General features: G+C 54.5%; 18 protein-coding genes and 1 tRNA gene. 10 read left to right on the top strand and 9 right to left on the bottom strand.

What is annotated here, in order from left to right:
- Positions 1-5: 5 nt before the first annotated feature.
- Both ABJM21_RS05290 and ABJM21_RS05285 read right to left on the bottom strand, forming a co-directional pair.
- Positions 6-893, bottom strand: a complete 888-nt coding sequence (locus ABJM21_RS05290) for a DUF2059 domain-containing protein (RefSeq protein WP_348300271.1) — start codon at positions 891-893, stop codon at positions 6-8.
- Positions 894-954: 61 nt separating this feature from the next.
- A complete protein-coding gene (locus ABJM21_RS05285; protein WP_348300272.1) occupies positions 955-2,382 on the bottom strand; it encodes an NAD(P)-dependent oxidoreductase in 1,428 nt (475 codons plus the stop codon).
- Positions 2,383-2,682: 300 nt separating this feature from the next.
- Here ABJM21_RS05285 and ABJM21_RS05280 point away from each other — a divergent pair, with 300 nt between their 5' ends.
- Entirely contained in the window at positions 2,683-3,477 is a 795-nt protein-coding gene (locus ABJM21_RS05280) for an undecaprenyl-diphosphate phosphatase (RefSeq protein ID WP_348300274.1), read from the top strand.
- Positions 3,478-3,489: 12 nt separating this feature from the next.
- Here ABJM21_RS05280 and ABJM21_RS05275 read toward each other — a convergent pair whose 3' ends face one another.
- Both ABJM21_RS05275 and ABJM21_RS05270 read right to left on the bottom strand, forming a co-directional pair.
- Entirely contained in the window at positions 3,490-4,437 is a 948-nt protein-coding gene (locus tag ABJM21_RS05275) for a complex I NDUFA9 subunit family protein (RefSeq protein WP_348300366.1), read from the bottom strand.
- Positions 4,438-4,857: 420 nt separating this feature from the next.
- Positions 4,858-4,946 (bottom strand) — tRNA-Leu (locus ABJM21_RS05270).
- 249 nt (positions 4,947-5,195) lie between these two features.
- Between ABJM21_RS05270 and ABJM21_RS05265 the strand changes: the two genes are divergently transcribed.
- A complete protein-coding gene (locus ABJM21_RS05265; RefSeq protein WP_348300275.1) occupies positions 5,196-5,483 on the top strand; it encodes a hypothetical protein in 288 nt (95 codons plus the stop codon).
- A gap of 19 nt (positions 5,484-5,502) precedes the next feature.
- Here ABJM21_RS05265 and ABJM21_RS05260 read toward each other — a convergent pair whose 3' ends face one another.
- Positions 5,503-6,291 carry a zinc-ribbon domain-containing protein gene (locus ABJM21_RS05260; protein ID WP_348300276.1) on the bottom strand — a complete coding sequence of 263 codons (789 nt, stop codon included), beginning with the start codon at positions 6,289-6,291 and terminating at the stop codon, positions 5,503-5,505.
- Between the two features lie 201 nt (positions 6,292-6,492).
- Between ABJM21_RS05260 and ftsE the strand changes: the two genes are divergently transcribed.
- The 5 genes from ftsE to ABJM21_RS05235 all read left to right on the top strand — a co-directional run bounded on the left by ftsE (position 6,493) and on the right by ABJM21_RS05235 (position 10,453).
- Positions 6,493-7,203 carry a cell division ATP-binding protein FtsE gene (ftsE, locus tag ABJM21_RS05255; protein ID WP_348300277.1) on the top strand — a complete coding sequence of 237 codons (711 nt, stop codon included), beginning with the start codon at positions 6,493-6,495 and terminating at the stop codon, positions 7,201-7,203.
- An 11-nt stretch (positions 7,204-7,214) separates the two neighbouring features.
- The gene (locus tag ABJM21_RS05250) at positions 7,215-8,138 is read left to right on the top strand and encodes an FtsX-like permease family protein (protein WP_348300278.1); all 924 of its coding nucleotides are present in this window, start codon (positions 7,215-7,217) and stop codon (positions 8,136-8,138) included.
- Between the two features lie 9 nt (positions 8,139-8,147).
- The gene (locus ABJM21_RS05245; protein ID WP_348300280.1) at positions 8,148-8,681 is read left to right on the top strand and encodes a YdcF family protein; all 534 of its coding nucleotides are present in this window, start codon (positions 8,148-8,150) and stop codon (positions 8,679-8,681) included.
- Between the two features lie 2 nt (positions 8,682-8,683).
- The gene (locus tag ABJM21_RS05240) at positions 8,684-9,373 is read left to right on the top strand and encodes a lysophospholipid acyltransferase family protein (RefSeq protein WP_348300281.1); all 690 of its coding nucleotides are present in this window, start codon (positions 8,684-8,686) and stop codon (positions 9,371-9,373) included.
- 144 nt (positions 9,374-9,517) lie between these two features.
- Entirely contained in the window at positions 9,518-10,453 is a 936-nt protein-coding gene (locus ABJM21_RS05235) for a M23 family metallopeptidase (protein WP_348300282.1), read from the top strand.
- 62 nt (positions 10,454-10,515) lie between these two features.
- On the opposite strand, the gene ABJM21_RS05230 is transcribed toward ABJM21_RS05235, so the two are convergent.
- A complete protein-coding gene (locus ABJM21_RS05230) occupies positions 10,516-11,424 on the bottom strand; it encodes a prephenate/arogenate dehydrogenase family protein (RefSeq protein WP_348300283.1) in 909 nt (302 codons plus the stop codon).
- Positions 11,424-12,530 (bottom strand): histidinol-phosphate transaminase, encoded by a 1,107-nt coding sequence (hisC, locus tag ABJM21_RS05225; RefSeq protein ID WP_348300284.1) that lies wholly within the window; start codon positions 12,528-12,530, stop codon positions 11,424-11,426. Before hisC ends, ABJM21_RS05230 begins: the two co-directional genes overlap by 1 nt.
- 113 nt (positions 12,531-12,643) lie before the next feature.
- Between hisC and ABJM21_RS05220 the strand changes: the two genes are divergently transcribed.
- Genes ABJM21_RS05220 through ABJM21_RS05210 form a run of 3 tightly spaced genes read left to right on the top strand, consistent with a single transcriptional unit; the run spans position 12,644 to position 16,177 of the window.
- Positions 12,644-13,768 carry a homoserine O-acetyltransferase gene (locus tag ABJM21_RS05220; protein WP_348300285.1) on the top strand — a complete coding sequence of 375 codons (1,125 nt, stop codon included), beginning with the start codon at positions 12,644-12,646 and terminating at the stop codon, positions 13,766-13,768.
- Positions 13,765-14,355: a methionine biosynthesis protein MetW gene (gene metW, locus ABJM21_RS05215; protein ID WP_348300287.1), complete on the top strand. Its 591-nt coding sequence runs from the start codon at positions 13,765-13,767 to the stop codon at positions 14,353-14,355. The genes ABJM21_RS05220 and metW overlap by 4 nt, the downstream gene beginning before the upstream one ends.
- 28 nt (positions 14,356-14,383) lie before the next feature.
- A complete protein-coding gene (locus tag ABJM21_RS05210) occupies positions 14,384-16,177 on the top strand; it encodes an SLC13 family permease (protein ID WP_348300288.1) in 1,794 nt (597 codons plus the stop codon).
- Positions 16,178-16,191: 14 nt separating this feature from the next.
- On the opposite strand, the gene ABJM21_RS05205 is transcribed toward ABJM21_RS05210, so the two are convergent.
- Together ABJM21_RS05205 and ABJM21_RS05200 are read right to left on the bottom strand one after the other, a co-directional pair.
- The gene (locus ABJM21_RS05205; protein ID WP_348300289.1) at positions 16,192-16,662 is read right to left on the bottom strand and encodes a YtoQ family protein; all 471 of its coding nucleotides are present in this window, start codon (positions 16,660-16,662) and stop codon (positions 16,192-16,194) included.
- Positions 16,663-16,672: 10 nt separating this feature from the next.
- Positions 16,673-18,241, bottom strand: a complete 1,569-nt coding sequence (locus ABJM21_RS05200) for a peptide chain release factor 3 (protein WP_348300290.1) — start codon at positions 18,239-18,241, stop codon at positions 16,673-16,675.

Here is an 18,241-nt window from a genome sequence, read left to right as displayed (position 1 = left end):
GCCGTTTATTTGCCGTTCGCCATTTTGGCTTTGGCGTTCTTCTGCGCCTTTTCCAGCGCTTCATAATATTTCTCAAAGGCGGTGTCGGAATCGGTGCTGAGTTTGTTGACTAAGTCTCGATCTTCCACTGACCAGTTGTCAGGGTCTTCCCAATCCGTGCTATCGTCAGCATTGTTAACGTCTTCCATAACCTCTTCGACCGAGCCAAATGCATCACCGGCACCAGGTATTTTGACGGGCGGTAAATGCGCTGTGGCTTCCTCTACCTTCTTCATGATCTCCGGCATGGCCTGCATCATTTCCGGGACCATCGTCATCATCGACTGCATCATTTCCGGATCGACAAAGACCATCATATAGTCCCGTGCAAAGGCGCTGCCGGTATCGGTGGCGAAAAAGCCGTTCATTTCGTTGAGTTGGCCAACCGTGAACTTGCGCGCGTAGATATTGGTCAATGCTTTGCGGACGGAGGGTTCCATGGTGATCATGATATTGACCATTTCATCCATTATCACCTTGGTCGAGATTTTTGTCCGCTCTGCATAGGCAGGATCCATTTCTGTCGCCATCTCGGCCAGCGTTTTTTCACCCATGCCATCGGGCATATCGCCTCTGGCAACGCCACCTGCTCCCGCCAGATCACCCATGCGCATATTGCCCATGCTCATCATCATCTGGTCCATCATCTGGTCCATGGTGCCCTTCATCATCCGCTCATACGTGCCGAGTGGGAAGAGATAATCGACAGTGCTTTTTGCCGCGTCGAGGCGGGCTGGGTCGATTGGTGCTGTTTCGGTTTCCGCTGTAGCTGATGTATCAGCATCTTGTGCGATGGCGGGGGCACTCAAAGCCAAAACCAACGAACTTACAGTAATCGCAAAATATTTTTTCATTTATAACTCCGAAATGGGGGCGCAGAATTTGAGGCCTAAATGGATGGCCAAAATAGGGTCGTCAGGCGGCCTCTTTTTCCGCCCTTGCTTTTTCACGCAAAAATTTGTGCATATGCTCGGTCACGTCGCGACCGTCACGGATACCCCATACCACAAGGCTGGCACCGCGAACAATATCACCGGCAGCAAAAACACCGTCGAGATTGGTCATCATGCTCTTGTGATCAACCCGTAATGTGCCCCAGCGCGTGACGCTGAGATCGGGGCAATCGAACAAGCTGGGCAGCTCTTCGGCATCAAAGCCCAAGGCCTTAATGACCAGATCGGCCTCCAGGGTGAATTCGCTATCGGGCTGTACCTCGGGTGCGCGGCGGCCACTGGCATCGGGCGCACCGAGGCGCATCTTGGTCGCTTTGACGGCGGTCGCGTGCTCGGTGCCCTCCACCGCTTTGGGCGCGGAGAGCCAGACAAATTCAACGCCTTCTTCCTCGGCATTTTTCACTTCATTTTGCGAGCCTGGCATATTCGCGCGGTCGCGGCGATAGAGACATTTGACCGACTTGGCCCCTTGCCGCACCGAAGTACGGACACAGTCCATCGCAGTATCGCCGCCGCCGATGACGACGACATTCTTGCCCTCTGCATTGAAACGGCCATTGTCGAAATCCGGCACATCATCGCCAAAGCTTTTGCGGTTGGAGGCAGTGAGGAAATCAAGCGCTTCCTCGACACCTGGAGCACCGACGCCAGGCATCTTGATTTCGCGCGCTTTATATACGCCTGTTGCGATCAGAATCGCGTCATGCTTGGTACGCAGCTCATCCAATGTCGCATCCTTGCCGACTTCGAATTTCTCGTGGAAATGGATGCCACCGTCTTTCAGACGTTGAACGCGCCGCATGATGACGTCTTTTTCCAGTTTGAAACCAGGAATGCCATAGGTGAGCAATCCTCCGGCACGGTCATGGCGGTCATATATATGCACATCATAGCCCGCGACACGCAGATACTCGCCAGCAGTCAAGCCAGCGGGACCAGCGCCGATTATACCCACAGACTGGCCGCGCGACTTGCCCGCGACCAGCGGCTCAACCCAACCTTCTTCCCAAGCGGTATCGGTTATATATTTCTCCACTGCGCCGATGGTCACGGCGCCATGGCCGGAAAATTCAATCACGCAATTGCCTTCACACAAACGGTCCTGCGGGCAGATGCGGCCGCAAATCTCCGGCATGGTCGATGTCAGATTCGACATTTCATAGGCTTCGCGCACTCGGCCCTCTGCGGTCAGACGCAGCCAGTCGGGAATATGGTTGTGCAGCGGGCAATGGGTCGAGCAATAAGGTACGCCGCATTGTGAACAACGCGCAGCCTGTTCTGCCGCTTTCTCGGGGGCATAACGGTCGGCAATTTCCTGAAAATCCTCAGCACGCAGCTTTGGTTCGCGCTTTTCCGGATAGGTTTGTCCCGTGCCCACAAATTTCAACATATCTAATTTTTTCGTGCCTTTTGGCATGCAGATCGCTCGTTTCTTGTGTTTTTCGATTAAGGTGGCCCTGCCCTGCTGAGCGGGCGTTGGGATCGCGATAGGCGAAACGCGGGGCAGAGTCACGAGAAAACAGCCATAAGGGACAGTAATACTAACCTATATAACGTGTTTCAGGGGTTTTTGGGCAACGGCAGTATCTCTCCATGCAATAAAAGTATCAAATCGGCCCTAAATTCATCAACGACAAAGTGGAATGCCGCTTCTATAAGCCTATTTCCTTCACTTGCTCCGGGTCCCATCATGACATTTATTCAAATGCTGCTCCTCGCCGTTGTGCAGGGTGTTACCGAATTTTTGCCAATTTCCTCCTCTGGCCACCTCATATTGCTTCCCGTTTTTACCGGTTATGCCGATCAGGGGCCGATGATTGATATTGCCGTGCATGTTGGATCCTTGCTCGCGATTATCACCTATTTCTTCAAGGATGTGATTTCCCTCGGCAAGGGAGGCTTTGCCACCATCGGCATTGGCAAGGCGGATGCGGAACGGCGACTGCTTTGGTGGATAGTCATCGGAACCATCCCAGCGGTAATTGTAGGCCTATTCCTGAAAACCGGAGGCTATCTGGAAGGCTTTCGCAGCACGACGTTGGTGGGCATTAACCTGATCATCTACGGCGTGCTCCTGGGCATTGCCGATCGCGTTGGACAGCAAGTGAAGTCGTTTGAGGACATGACCTTGAAAGACGGATTGATTGTCGGCTTGGCACAAGCACTGGCGCTGATTCCAGGCACAAGCCGTTCGGGTGTTACGATGACAGCGGCCCGTTTCCTTGGCTATAGCCGCGTGGAATCGGCCCGTTTCTCTTTCCTGCTGTCTATCCCGGCCGTCGCAGGTGCCGGGATTTTGATTGTCCCTGATCTTATGGATGCCAGTAATGATCTGTTGAAAGAAGCATTGATTACCGGCGCACTGACCTTCGTCGCGGCCTTCGCCACGATGACGTTCCTGATGCAGTTCCTGCGCAAGGCATCGATGATGGTATTTGTGATCTACCGCGTCGCGATGGGCGCGGCTTTGCTAATCTGGTTCTAGAGCAGCAGCGAGCTAACCGGCCTTGGCGCGCGCTCCAAACCGGCCATAGGTGGTATATTTGTCCATCCAACCGCGGGCGACTGTTGCAAGCGGTGTAGCTGTTACGCCAAAAGCTTCCAACCCGGCCTCGCCATCTGCAACGACATTATCTTTCTGCAGCATCTTATACTGATCGGACGTAATCGGCGCACCCGGAAGAAAACCGGTGCACGTTGCCATCAACTTCGCCGCGAAATCGGGAATTTCGAAAAAGCCACGATCCCGCTTGGTCATTTTGGCAATCCGGCGATTAAGATCACCCATTGAGATGACTTCTGGTCCGCCCAGCTCAAAAGTCCGCCCGGCATAGCGCGCCGGATTTTCCAGTGCCGCTGCCATGGCCTGCGCAACGTCGCCGACAAAAACCGGTTGGAACTTGGTGTCACCGCCGATTATCGGCACGATAGGCATCATCTGGATCATCGCGGCAAAGCGGTTGATAAACTGATCCTCCCGGCCAAATACGATCGAGGGCCGCAGGATTATCGCGCTCGGAAAAGCATCGAGCACGGCCTCTTCGCCTTCACCTTTGCTCTGTCCATAGCGGGACGGCGATCCGGTATCGGCGCCAATGGCAGACATCTGGACAAGCGCGCTGCATCCTGCCTCTGCCGCAGCCTCGGCCACGTTACGCGCGCCGGCTACGTGCACCGCCTCAAAGTCACCATCCAATATGCCGACCAGATTGATGACGGCGTCACAGCCATGCACAGCCCGCGCAACGCTGCCCTTCTTGGTTACATCAGCGCTTGCAAATTGGGTCTGGCCCAAATTGCCCAGCGGCTTGATATGCATGGCATTTTTAACATTGCGTTCGGCGACCCGCACCCGCGCACCGCGAGACAAAAGCTGCTGCGATATATAGCGACCCAAAAACCCGCCACCGCCAAAAATGCAAATTAATTGTCCGTCGAGCGTCATAGTCTGAATGTCCGTTTCTTTTACGAAAGTTTGTGATCGTCTTTCCGCGCGCTTTTGCATGACCGGCCCGTTGCACGCAATATCCGAATCCACTTTATTGCCAGCGCGTTTATAGCATATTTCCGGCAACCGCGCGCTGCCAGACATAAGATCGGCCATATAGGCAGATGAATCATTGACAATATCGCCCCCGTGACGCCAATCGCCGGCTCCTACACCGACAACATGTCGGTTGGCCCAGATGGCGGTATTAGCAGACGCGCTAGCTTCAGGTGCTAGTATTCGCAAGGATGTGGAGTTTCGAGGCCTCTTCTGCACCATTTGCAAACCATTGGTTGTCGATACGCCTCTGATGCTGACTATATATTTCTGAAACGGGTCTATTTCGTTGTCGTGAAACGAAGCCACGAAAAGAAAAACTGGTGCGGTCGAGAAGACTCGAACTTCCACGGGGTATTAACCCCACAGCGACCTCAACGCTGCGCGTCTACCAATTCCGCCACGACCGCACTGTCATCCGAACCGGGCCATTAGCCCCTGGTAGGCGCGTGCCCTTAGCAAAGGGTGGGTAGGCCCGCAACAGATATTGTTGTCGCGGATGCCTCGTCTTTGCAGCATTAACACCGGGTCCAAAATTGTCCCCTTCTCATACAGTTTTACTCGCTTCGTCCGTTTTATAGGGGAAGAGAACTGAAAATGGATGCGTTAACCTTTTATTTACCTTGTCAGATGGCAGTTTTGCAGGCTTTCCTGAATTTGTGCGCAATAGTTTGCTTCCTTTGACCATGATGGCCCTGATGCTGGCTAGCGCTCCAGCCACTGCGCAACAGGTGTCGCAATCCGGGCAATCGGATGCGCGAGCGCAGGCGACCGCTTCAGCGCGAATCATTAGCGGTGAGTCCATACGCTTTGGTGCTTCGACAAGGCAGGTTGCCGCGAAACAGGAAATCAACCGTAAAAGTGATCATATATTCCCGCTGGCGCGAACACGCGGACGTGTCGTTGTTGACGGTCAGCCGCAGATTTCAGTTACTGAATTTCACTGATCCGGAATTTTAGTCACCGCTATTCGCGCGTAACATCCGCCCAGCCGACTTCCAGCTGGCTGGCAGCGCGCGGCACGTCCAGCTTGGCTTCGTTGAAATTGACCTTTGCACCGGGAGCAAGCGATTTGGCAGGTGCCTTCATTTTCCAACTATAGACAATCCGGCCGCTGGCATCGCGCAGGATAACCAGCATGGGTGGGATTGATTGTTCGGTATCGGACGGATTGATGATGGTCCCGCTGGCGGCGAAATATTCTGTGCCATCTTGCAGCGTTCGGCGATCCTGTTTCTCACTCAGTTCGATCAGCAGCGGCGTATCGTCCACGGATGCCATCTGGTAGTTTTCAAACCAATTTTTCGGACCAAAGGCATAAAGCGCGCCGCCGCCTATGATAACGATGCTTGCAAAAGCAATTGCCGCGATTGTCCATAATTTGGCTGGATTCCGGCGCGGTTTGAATGGAGGTTCATGTGCAAAGCTGCTGGTTTCGGACACGAAAGGGGGTGTCGCAGCGGTTGTTGGCGGTGCGGAAGGCGCCATGGGCGCAGCTGCAGTGGTTTCCGGTTGGCCGGATTGGTCAGACGATGCAGGCTTGGCAGCTTGTTCGGTGACCGGCTCCGCAACAGGGGCTGCTCCTGGCAACGGCCGCTCGGCTGGCGGGGGCGTTTTGGCAGGTTCCGGTGGAGGAGGGGGCTCCTGGAACCAGTTATGACGGCATGAAGCGCAGCGAACCGACCGGCCGGTGGGGCCAATCGCACTGTCGGGCACGAGATAACGTGTCTTGCAGGCCGGGCAATTCAATATCATGACGTTCCTCTAAACACGGCAATCCATGAAACTGCAAGTCTGTGCTGCATGCTTTTGAGACAAGAGCCTTTTTTTCCGCGTCTTGAAGTCGATTTGATTGGCGGCGCAGCACGCGGCAGTTGATTTAAGGGGAAGTAACGTCCTATTGAAGCAGGGCAATATAAAGCGTTCCAACCCGATCAAATGATTTGAAAAATCCCGATGAATGAAATTGTTCAATTTGAAAATGTTGGCCTGCGCTATGGGGCAGGCGTGGAAACGCTATCCGACCTCAGCTTCACCCTTTATCCGGGCAGTTTCTATTTTCTAACCGGCGCTTCTGGAGCTGGCAAAACATCGCTCCTGAAGCTGCTCTATCTCGCACAGCGACCCAGTCGCGGTTTGATCCGACTATTTGGTGAGGACGCGGTGACCATGTCAAGGGAACGGTTGCCCGGATTTCGGCGCCGGATTGGGGTGGTGTTTCAGGATTTCCGGCTGGTGCCGCATCTGTCTGCTTTTGACAATATTGCCTTGCCGCTCAGGGTTTCGGGTGTGAAAGAAAAGGATCTCACCACGCCTGTCGCCGAAATGCTCGATTGGGTCGGCCTGGGCGACCGCGCGGAGGCGCGGCCCGCAACCTTATCGGGCGGGGAACAACAACGCGTCGCCATTGCCCGAGCGGTTATTGGCAGGCCAGAAATATTGGTGGCCGATGAGCCCACCGGCAATGTCGATCCCGAAATGGCCGTACGCCTGTTACAGCTTTTTGAAGCACTCAACACCTTGGGCACGACGATTGTGGTGGCCACCCATGATATTCACCTGCTTAGCAAAGTGCCTGGCGCGCAAATGATGAAGCTCGAAAAAGGCGGGCTTTCTGATCCGACGGGTTCCTTGCGTAATCCGCCCCTGCCGCGAGATAGAGCATAGGTAGCGGCCTGATGCTTAGCCTTTTCGTCATTCCCGGCCATGATCGCCGCCTGATTCCGGAAGGACGACTTTCCGGCCCTATGCCCTGGGTCATTGCCATCATGATCTTTCTGATGGTGCTGGCAACCGCAACCGGCCTGGCCTTCGCCGAAGCAGGGCAAAATGTGTCCGATCAGCTTTCCAGCCGGGCAACGGTTCAGATCATCCAAGCCAATCCGGATATCAAGGCGCGGCAAGCCAATGACGCGGCGGCCCGATTGCGCGGCATGGCGTTGGTTGAGGAAGTGCGCGTCTTGCCGCCCGCAGAAATTGAAGAACTGATTGCGCCATGGTTGGGCCAGACGGACATAGCGGAAGCTCCTGAAACAGGCAGCTTGCTGGAAGATATTCCGTTGCCCGCGTTGATTGATTTGAAGCTCGTGCGGCCAGCTGGCCAAAAAGAGCTGGGAGAGTTGCGCGCGGCGGTCAGTCCTTTGGCAGAAGGCGCACGTGTCGAGCCCAGTAGCGGTCTGATCGCGCCGGTTATTTCACTGGTTCAATCGCTCCAATGGATTGCCTTTGGTCTCGTCGTCCTGCTGGCGATGGCCACCGCCGCAGCGGTCATTATATCGGCTCGAGCCGCTCTCAACACGCATAAGGAAACCATTGGTGTGATTCATTTGCTCGGCGGCACTGATCGGCAGATTAGCCGCCTTTTTCAGCGCCGGATCGCACTCGATGCGCTGCTGGGCGGGATATTGGGATTAATCTGCGGTACGGCGATCATCCTGTTGCTTGGCATACAGCTCTCTGCCCTTGGTTCCGGACTGGTGCAGTCATTGGGACTGTCTTGGTATAGCTGGTTGATTATCGGTGCGGTTCCGATATTGGGAATGGTCCTTGCGATGGTGACTGCGCGGATGACGGTCATGGGCGCGCTCAGAAAAATATTGTAGTCACATGATATGATCCTTCGTTTCTTCTGTTTTCTGCTGCTTTTCTGGATGATTGGGTTCGTCTGGTTTGCTGTAGATTTGCCGCGTCCGGCCGCGGATGATGTGCGCACCAACTCAATTGTCGTCCTAACCGGTGGTCCGCAACGGATTGAGCATGCGCTGCAGCTGCTCGAGGCAAATAAAGCGAAGAACTTGCTGATTTCTGGAGTGGACCGCGATGTGAAACCGGGTGAGCTGGCTGCTGCTTATGATCGTGAAGATACATTGTTTAGTTGCTGCATTGATCTGGGCTTTCAGGCGGTGGACACCCGTTCCAACGCGCTCGAGACCGCGCGCTGGGCTGCCCGCCGGGAAGATACGTCAATCCGTCTGGTGACTTCTGACTGGCATATGCGGCGGGCCCGTCTAGAGCTGGAACGCGCCGTGCCATCAGATATTGCAATCATATCCGATGCGGTTCCCAGCGCGCCATCGCTTGGCACCTTGTTCAAGGAATATAATAAATTTCTGATGCGCCGCCTGGCGGCCTTTGCGGGGGTGTAGGCATGTTGGCAGCGATCCGGTCGATATTGTTCATTCCGTTATTTTATGGCGGATCAACTCCGATCATCATTTTATCATTCCTCGTTGCGCTGTTTTCTGAATCCGGGACCCATTATATGGCGCAGGTCTGGAGCCGCTATCACTATTTCTGCGCGCGATTCATTCTCGGCATAAAGGTTGAGATTAAGGGCGAAATTCGCAACGAACCGCTGCTTTATGTCTTCAAGCATGAAAGCATGTTTGAGACGATTGACCTGTTACGTATCTTCGACAAGCCGGTGGTGATTGCCAAAAAGGAACTGCTGGTCATTCCGCTTTGGGGCTGGATCGCGAAGAAGCACGGGTTGTTGGGCATCGACCGCAATGGCGGCGGTGCGGCGATGCGGCAGATTATCAAGCAAGCCAAAAAGGCGGTTGCCGAAGGGCGTCCGATTGTCATTTTCGCCGAAGGCAGTCGCGCTCATCATGGCGAGCGACCAGAACTGCAAACCGGTTTTGCCGGCATCTACAAGCTGATGGGATTACCTTTGGTACCGGTCGCGCTCGACAGCGGCCTCGTTTCCCCGCGCGATACGTTCGTGCAAAAAAGCGGTGTGATCACCTATGAAGTGCAACCGGAAATCGAACCAGGCCTCGACCGTGATGATATTCGCGACAGAGTGCATGAAGCGATCAATGCGCTGAATGATTGAGCGCCTAGTGCGATGATGTCCGTTAAGGGCGCAAAAGCGGACATTTGATAAGCGGCTTCAGTCCTCTTGCATACTAACGAAGTTTTGACAGTTCTCGCTCAATGTGTATTATATATATAATACACGTGCTTGACGGGAGGTGGGATGCTACTAGATGCCATATACGCTCAAATTACATTGTTGATTTTGACGGGTTTATGGATTGCATTCTCTAAACGCAGAACAGCTGCAGATACTGCCATCAAGGTAATTGCGACGATATTGTTTTGTGCAGGTTTAGGCGTGGGCGGAGTGTGGTTTTACCCACCATTGAGTGGACTGTTGATTGCCGCTTTGGTTTTTGTTGGCCTATTTATAGCTCATCTCCGCAAAACCCGATCACAAACAACTCTTTTGCGCAGTATCATAAGCAACGCGCCTTTGTTGATATTGATACCTTTAGGCAGTTTTCTACTCTGGCAAGGCACTGCGGGGCGCTTTGAACCAAAGGGCGATGCGATCGCTTTAGACTCACCTTTCAAGTCGGCAGAAGGAATTTGCGTTTTGTCTGGCGGGTTATCGCCACTTTTGAATTTTCACAATTTTCCGAGCGACAGTCCCAGAGACATTGCACAAACATATGGCCTAGACATTATTAGGGTCGGTCCCAATGGATTCAGAACGCGGCCTGAGCACAGACTTGATCCAAAACCTAAGGACATGCGGCACTATGCAATGTTCGATACGGCTGTTTATTCACCTTGTGACGGGAAGGTCGTGGAGTATGAGAATGATTCGCCAGACCAAGCCATAGGTGAATCAGATAAAATCAACACGGGAGGGAACGGTGTGGTACTAAAGTGTGGAACGCATCATGTTCATTTGCATCATTTGAAACACGGCAGTGTACTGACACAGCTCGGTGAGATCGTAAAAGCAGGACAGAAGATTGGGCATATAGGCAATTCTGGCAATACGATTGAACCGCACCTACATATTCATGCAGAAACTATCGTCGAGGATGGAAACACAAAGCGCCATGGAAATCCGGTTCATATGAGTTTTGGTGACCGTTTTATGGCGCGCGGTGATTGTTTCTAGCGTCCGCTTCCGGGATAAAGCGAACTCAACTTAGACTGAGCAGATCAATCTCGTATCGCCCCTTATTCATGACTCCGGCCGAAATCGGGGGCAGCATCATCCTGACCCTCTTCGATAATCCGGCGGCGGATGGCGCGGGTTTTGGTGAACAGGTCGAACAGCTCGTCACCCTTATCCCAGCGGATGGCGCGTTGCAGGGCAGTGAGATCCTCTGAAAAACGTTGCAGCATTTCCAGGACCGCATCCTTGTTCGACATAAACACATCGCGCCACATGGTCGGGTCAGACGCGGCAATGCGTGTGAAATCACGAAAACCCCCAGCGGAATATTTGATCACTTCGCTGCGCGTGACATCTTCGAGGTCGGACGCGGTGCCGACAATTGTATAGGCGATCAGATGCGGCAGGTGGCTGGTCACCGCAAGTACCAGATCATGATGTTTCGCATCCATAATTTCGATATTCGCGCCCAGCTTTTCCCAGAAGGCGCGCACGCGTTCAATATCGCCCTCTTGAGCATCCTCGGGCGGCGTCAATATGCACCAGCGATCGTGGAACAGGGTCGCGAAACCGGCGTCCGGTCCGCTGTGCTCGGTTCCAGCAACAGGGTGTGCTGGAATGATCCGCGCGCCGGGCAAGACTTCGCTGAGCGACGCAATCACATTGCCTTTGGATGATCCCACATCGCTGATGACAGCGTCTTTGGGCAAGTCTTCCGCCATATCTGCTGCAATTGCCGCCATGGCGCCAACCGGCACGCAGAGCAGCACAAGATCGGCATCAATGACCGCCGCACCAGCGCTGTCAGCCACGTCATCGCAAAAACCGAGTTCCTGCACCCGTGCGCGGACGGCGGTGTCGGCATCAAAGCCTGTGATACGCGCAGATGGCATGCTGGCTTTGACGCCATGCGCAATGGAGGATCCGATCAGGCCGAGGCCGATAATCGTGATGTTCGCAAAAGGCAGCATCAGTCGGCGGCTTCCAATATGCCGCGTAGCGCATCCATAAAGCCGTGATTTTCTTCCTCTGTGCCGATGGTGATACGCAGTCCGTTGACCAGTCCCTGACCAGGAAGCCAGCGGACAACATAACCTTTTTCCATCAAAGCGCTGTTCGCTGCTTCTGCCGAGAGATTGCCGTCAAACAAGACCAAGAGGAAATTGGTATGAGATGGAATAACCCGCAGCCCATGGTTGCCGAGCGCTTCGATTTCGCCGGTCATCCAGTCGCGCCACTCGCGATTATGGTCCCGGCTGTTTTTCACAAATTCATCGTCAGCCAATGCCGCAAGCGCGGCCCCCTGACCCGCAGTGGTGACATTAAACGGCTGCCGAATGCGATTCATTGCGTCGATAATGTCCGCCGAGGCATAGCCCCAGCCGATCCGTTCGGCTGCCAGACCATGAATCTTCGAAAAAGTTCTTGTGATCAGAACATTGGAAGCCGTCTTGGCAAGCTCCAGCGCACCATCATCCTCATCGCTCTCCAGATATTCGGCATAAGCGCCGTCGAGCACCAGCAGTACGTTGCTGGGCAACGCGTCATACAGGCGTTTTATCTCGTCTGCGCGGGACAATGTGCCGGTCGGATTATTGGGATTGGCCAGATAGATCAGTTTGGTCTTGTCCGTAACCTTGGCGAGTATGGCGTCAATGTCGGTCCCATAATCGCGGTCATCGGCGACCACGGGCGTGCCGCCATAGCGCTTGGCGGCAATTTCATAGACCGCAAAACCGTAACGTACATAGATGACTTCATCGCCCGGCCCGGTAAAGGCATTGGCAACCAGTTGCAGCACATCATCCGACCCTGTGCCGCAAATGATGCGTGTGGGATCAAGGTCATATTTGGCACCTATGGCTGCGCGCAAGGCGTTGGAGCCGCCATCGGGATAGCGATCGACACTGGCAGCGGCGGCTTTCATTGCATCGGTCGCATCCGGGCTGCACCCTAGCGGATTCTCATTGGCCGACAATTTGATTAGCTTTTTGCCGTCATCACTACCCGCTTTGCCGGGGACATAGGCGGCAATGTCCATAATCCAGTCTTTTGGCTGTGGTGTTTGATTTCCCATAGGAGACTCTCAATGCTTATGTCTGAATATGCAGCCGGACTAGCCGCCACAGCTTGTCAGTCAACCGCAATATCGTTTGACCGGCGCGCAATCGGTCCTTAGCCACTGAATTTATGAGTGAAGATGCACGTTTTGGGCTGGATAAAGAGGTCCGTTTGCTGGGACCGTTACCGCTGGATAGCGGCAGCGAACTAGCGCCTGTGGATCTTGCCTATGAGACTTATGGCAAACTCAACGCCGATGCCAGCAATGCGGTGCTGATTTGCCACGCGCTGACCGGTGACCAATATGTTGCCTCCGCGCATCCGATGACTGGCAAGGACGGGTGGTGGACCCGCATGGTCGGTCCGGGTAAACCGGTTGATACCGACAGGCATTTCGTCATCTGCGCGAACGTCATCGGTAGCTGCATGGGTTCATCCGGCCCGGCGACGATCAATCCGGCGATGGAAAAGCCTTGGGGTATGGATTTTCCGGTCCTCACAATCGCCGACATGGTGCGGGCGCAGGCGCTGTTGCTCGACCATCTCGGCATTGAACGGCTTCATGCCGTCATCGGCGGATCGATGGGCGGAATGCAGGCGATAAGCTGGACTGCGCTCTATCCGGAGCGGGTCAAATCAGCGGTGATTATCGCCTCCGCCGCCCGTCATTCGGCGCAAAATATCGCCTTTCACGAAGTCGGGCGCCAGGCAATCATGGCCGACCCGCGATGGCGCGGCGGTGCCTATTATGCCGATGATGATCCACCGAGCAGTGGACTTGCGGTGGCGCGGATGGCGGCGCATATCACTTATCTTTCCGAAGAAGGACTGACCGAAAAATTTGGTCGAAGACTTCAGGATCGTGACAGCAAGACTTTCGGCTTTGATGCCGATTTTCAGGTGGAAAGCTATTTGCGGCATCAGGGGATCAGCTTTGTCGATCGTTTTGACGCCAACAGCTATCTTTATATCACCCGGGCGATGGACTATTTCGACTTGGCCGAAGCCCATGGCGGCACGTTGGCCAACGCGTTCAAGGGATCCAAAACGCGTTTCTGTCTGATCAGCTTCGATACCGATTGGCTCTATCCGACCAGTGAATCGCGGACCATTGTCCATGCGCTCAATGGAGCAGGGGCGGCGGCAAGCTTTGTCGAATTATCCAGCGCTTTTGGTCATGACAGCTTCCTGCTCGAAAATCCGGAGATGAACCGGATTGTTGATGGCTTTCTGAAAGCGGGAGAAGGCGCATGAGTAAGCTCCGCCCTGATTTGCAGGTTATCGCCGACAATATCAGTCCCAATGCCCGTATACTGGACATTGGTTGCGGCGACGGTGCCTTAATGGCGGCGCTGCGCGATCAGAAGCAGGTTGATGCGCGCGGGCTGGAAATAGAACCGGCCAATGTTGCTAGTGCGGTGAGCAAAGGTCTGTCGGTCGTGCAGGGCGATGCAGATACTGACCTGTCCGCTTATCCGGACGGCAGTTTCGACTATGCGATCTTGAGCCAGACGTTGCAGACGACCCACCGGCCGGACGTGATTGTCGATGAACTGCTACGCATCGGTAAGCAGGCCTTTGTCAGCTTTCCCAATTTTGCTCATTGGCGGGTGCGTATGTCGCTGTTGATAGGTGGTCGGATGCCGGTCACACGGCTATTACCACAGACTTGGTATGATACGCCTAATATCCACCATGTAACGATCGACGATTTCCGCGCATTGGTACGCGATGGCAAGTTGAAACAAGAGGGCCAATGGTTCCTTAGCGGCGACAAACAAACCGGGCGCAGCATGGCCAATCTGCTCGCAGAGCATGCAGTTTTCCTGTTAAAGCACTAGGTCGTAACCCATAGTTTAGGAGTAGAGCGTGGATTGGGCATTTTATTGGGATATCGCGAAACCCTATGTCGGATTGGCGATATTATTTGCTCTGTTCACTGCTTTTGTAGGCGAGCGGCGCCCGCCAGCGGTTACAGCCGTTGTTGCTGCTGGGCTGATGCTGTTGCTTGGTTTGCTGAGCAGTGATGATATGCTGTCGGTCTTTTCCAATCCCGCGCCGCTGACCATAGGGGCGATGTTTATCTTGTCCGGCGCGCTGGTGCGGACCGGCGTGATCGAGGCGCTTGCCGGTTTTGCTGCGCGCAAGGCGGAAAACCGGCCTTTCATGGCTATTGGCGGTTTCTTGGGTGGGACGTTTACAGCATCAGCCTTTGTCAACAACACGCCGGTGGTCATCATCCTGATCCCGATCATGCGCAAAATTGCCAAGGTATCAGGCATTGCGGCGAGCAAGCTGCTCATTCCGCTCTCCTATATATCCATATTGGGCGGCAGCCTGACCTTGCTCGGCACATCAACCAACTTGCTGGTGGATGGTGTTGCCCAGGAAAACGGGCAAGCAGCCTTTGGTTTGTTTGAGATAACCCAGGTCGGCCTTATTGCGGCAGTGACAGGGATAGTCATGATCGCGATATTGGGACCGCTTTTCCTGCCGAAACGGGACAGCGAAAGCCTCGCCGACCAGATGCCGGAATCCCAATATCTGACCGATATCCGAATAAGCGATGGCAGCGATTATGTCGGTAAGCAAATTTCCAGCATTAATGCGTTCACCCATTCTGGCGTAGATATCATCGGACGGCGGGTCGGGCGCGAGATTGATCGGTTCCAGTTTTCCGACCATATCCTGGAAGGCGGGGAGACACTGGTTGCCGCAGTGACGCAGGAAGAATTGCTGTCTCTGGCTGAAATTGACGGAATTTCATTGGGCTATGCTGGCGTCAAGCAGCCTGCCACACCGATGGGTGATGAGCATACGCGGCTGGTCGAACTGGTCATTGGACCCTCTCACCGGTCCGTCGGCAAATCCTTACCCAGTCTGCCCTTTTTATCGCGTGTGCCTGCGCGCGTGCTCGGCCTTTCGCGGCCGCGCCATATCGCCGGACCAACGCTATCCGATGCGCGCATCCGCCATGGCGACAGCTTGCTGGTGCAGACCGATGATATTTCCATCAGCACATTGCAGGAAAATGCCGACCTCGTGCATTTGCAGGAACCAGAGGCACGTTCCTATCGGCGGCGGCGCGCACCGGTCGCCATATTGACCTTGGCGATCATCATCATTGCGGCGGCGCTAGGCGTGATGCCCATTGCTGCCTTGGCCATGCTTGGTGTTGCGGTGGTGTTGCTGACCAAATGTATCGATAGCGAAGAGGCATGGGGCGCGATGGACGGCAACGTGCTGGTGCTGATTTTCGCCATGCTGGCGGTCGGCAAGGGGTTAGAAAATGCTGGCACGGTGCAGCTGATTGTTGACGCGCTGCTGCCGCTACTCAACATGATCTCTCCGCTTTGGCTGATTATCGCGGTCTATTCGCTGACCTCTCTGCTCACCGAAACCGCGACCAATAACGCAGTTGCCGTTATCATGACGCCGCTGGTGATCGGTATTGCAGAACAAACCGGCGTGGATGTCCGCAGCCTGTTGGTCGCCGTGATGTTCGGCGCATCGGCCAGCTTTGCGACACCGGTGGGCTATCAGACGAATACGCTGGTCTATACCGCTGGCAATTACCGGTTTTCCGATTTTGTCCGGATTGGTTTGCCGCTCAATATTGGCGTTGGCTTAGCGGCCTGTTTCGCGATCTATTATATCTTCTAATCACGGCACGAATTTTAATCCGTATAACCCGCCAATTTGCCGTTGATCACATAGTCCAATATCTCGACAATCTGTACGGGTGTTTCCGCGACAGCTAAGGCCGCAGCATCCACTTCTTTAAGCGGGTGGACGATATCAGGTCCGTGATTGATGATCAGTGGTTTGCCCAATGCCGCGGCATAGCCCGCATCAAAAGCGGCATTCCATTGCTTATATTTTTCACCAAAGCGCACAACAACAATGTCTGCCTTTTTTAGCAGCGTGGACGTCCGAATGGCATTTATTTGCGCGCCCTTGCGATCATGCCAGAATTTTTTGTCTTCGCTGCCCAATATAGTCACGCCGCAATCATCGGAGGCAGGATGATCGGTAACCGGGCCAGAAAAACGCACGGGAAGGTCTCTTGCAGCAGCGCCTTCGGCAATTTCTGTACGCCAATCGGTGTGGATTTCACCTGAAAGATAGACTGACCAAATATCTGGCATGATTTTTCCTCTATCGTTCCCGCGTCGCGCTAAACTTAATCTCTGGGTTCCGCTCTTCCTGATAATTTACATCCCAGCCCGATTTGGCGAGGAACACCAGATTATCATCGCGGTCTTTGGCAAGGCTGGTCTGGTTGATATTCGCGAAAGCGCTCAGCACCTCATCATTGCCGCTGATCCAGCGGGCGGTTTCAAAGGGAGCGGGTTCAAGGCCGGCTTCGACCTTGTATTCTGCGGATAGGCGGCTGACCAATACTTCGAGCTGCAATTGTCCGACCACGCCGATAATCCAGTTGGCACCAATTTCGGGATAGAAGACTTGTACGACGCCTTCTTCTGACAAGTCATCAAGCGCCTTGCGGAGCTTCTTGGTCTGGGTTGGATCTTTCAGGATTACCCGGCGCAATATTTCCGGCGCAAAATTGGGCAAACCCGTAATCCGCACCTGATTTTTCTCGGACAAAGTATCGCCGACACGCAGTGTCCCATGATTGGGGATGCCGATGATGTCACCAGGTTGCGCAGTGTCGGCAATTTCACGGTCTTGCGCGAAGAATAATATCGGGCTGTGAATGGCAATCGGTTTGCCGAGCGCGGAAGGCGTCAGCTTCATGCCGCGCTTAAACTCGCCGGAGCAAAGCCGCATAAACGCAATGCGATCGCGGTGCTGCGGGTCCATATTCGCCTGAATCTTGAAAATGAAACCGGTGACATCCTTGCTGTCCGGCGCGATCGGGGCTGGTTCGGCGGGTTGCGGGCGAGGGCTAGGTGCATAGTCGGCAATCGCCTCGATCAGCTCTTCGACACCAAATTGTTTGAGTGCGGAGCCGAAATAGACGGGCGTGAGATCGCCATTTTGATAAGCTTCCAGATCAAAGCTGTTATAGCCACCTTGCGCCAGTTCGCCTTCGCTGGTGAGTCGTTCCAATGCCTCGTCACTGAGCACATCTGCCAGTTTGGGATCATCCAGCCCGTCAAATTGCTGGACCTTGCCATCATATACTTTGCTGTCGCCATCCGGCTGGTGCAGCTGGTTGCGATTGAGGTCATAAATACCTTCAAATTGCCCGCCCATGCCGGTCGGCCAACTCATCGGGCAAACGTCGAGCGCAAGCTTGTCCGCCACTTCGTCGAGCAGCTCAAATGGATCGCGGCCTTCGCGGTCTACCTTGTTGACGAAAGTAATAATCGGCACGCTGCGCAGGCGGCAGACCTCGAACAGTTTCAGGGTCTGCGCTTCGATCCCGCTGGCCGCATCAATCACCATGATCGCGCTGTCGACGGCGGTCAGCGTGCGATAAGTATCTTCCGAAAAATCCTCATGGCCCGGCGTGTCGAGCAGGTTGAAGGTAATGCCATTGCGTTCAAACGTCATCACCGAGCTGGTCACGGAAATCCCGCGCTGTTGCTCAATCTTCATCCAGTCGGACCGCGCCCGCCGGTTATCGCCACGCGCCTTGACCTCACCCGCTAAGTGAATGGCGCCGCCTTTCAGCAGCAGTTTTTCCGTGAGCGTCGTCTTACCCGCATCGGGGTGAGAGATAATAGCAAATGTGCGGCGTGGATTGGTTTGGGTCAT

This window comes from Parasphingorhabdus sp. (assembly GCF_039977335.1).
GTDB lineage: Bacteria > Pseudomonadota > Alphaproteobacteria > Sphingomonadales > Sphingomonadaceae > Parasphingorhabdus.
This window is presented reverse-complemented; position numbering and strand designations above follow the sequence as displayed.

Coding starts and splice junctions, on each gene's coding strand:
- metW (WP_348300287.1), top strand. CDS start 13,765: ATGAGTAAGCTCCGCCCTGATTTGCAGGTTATCGCCGACAATATCAGT.
- ABJM21_RS05285 (WP_348300272.1), bottom strand. CDS start 2,382: ATGTTGAAATTTGTGGGCACGGGACAAACCTATCCGGAAAAGCGCGAA.
- ABJM21_RS05260 (WP_348300276.1), bottom strand. CDS start 6,291: ATGATATTGAATTGCCCGGCCTGCAAGACACGTTATCTCGTGCCCGAC.
- hisC (WP_348300284.1), bottom strand. CDS start 12,530: ATGGGAAATCAAACACCACAGCCAAAAGACTGGATTATGGACATTGCC.
- ABJM21_RS05200 (WP_348300290.1), bottom strand. CDS start 18,241: ATGACCCAAACCAATCCACGCCGCACATTTGCTATTATCTCTCACCCC.
- ABJM21_RS05250 (WP_348300278.1), top strand. CDS start 7,215: ATGCTTAGCCTTTTCGTCATTCCCGGCCATGATCGCCGCCTGATTCCG.
- ABJM21_RS05220 (WP_348300285.1), top strand. CDS start 12,644: ATGAGTGAAGATGCACGTTTTGGGCTGGATAAAGAGGTCCGTTTGCTG.
- ABJM21_RS05205 (WP_348300289.1), bottom strand. CDS start 16,662: ATGCCAGATATTTGGTCAGTCTATCTTTCAGGTGAAATCCACACCGAT.
- ABJM21_RS05235 (WP_348300282.1), top strand. CDS start 9,518: ATGCTACTAGATGCCATATACGCTCAAATTACATTGTTGATTTTGACG.
- ABJM21_RS05290 (WP_348300271.1), bottom strand. CDS start 893: ATGAAAAAATATTTTGCGATTACTGTAAGTTCGTTGGTTTTGGCTTTG.
- ABJM21_RS05240 (WP_348300281.1), top strand. CDS start 8,684: ATGTTGGCAGCGATCCGGTCGATATTGTTCATTCCGTTATTTTATGGC.
- ftsE (WP_348300277.1), top strand. CDS start 6,493: ATGAATGAAATTGTTCAATTTGAAAATGTTGGCCTGCGCTATGGGGCA.
- ABJM21_RS05280 (WP_348300274.1), top strand. CDS start 2,683: ATGACATTTATTCAAATGCTGCTCCTCGCCGTTGTGCAGGGTGTTACC.
- ABJM21_RS05275 (WP_348300366.1), bottom strand. CDS start 4,437: ATGACGCTCGACGGACAATTAATTTGCATTTTTGGCGGTGGCGGGTTT.
- ABJM21_RS05245 (WP_348300280.1), top strand. CDS start 8,148: ATGATCCTTCGTTTCTTCTGTTTTCTGCTGCTTTTCTGGATGATTGGG.
- ABJM21_RS05230 (WP_348300283.1), bottom strand. CDS start 11,424: ATGCTGCCTTTTGCGAACATCACGATTATCGGCCTCGGCCTGATCGGA.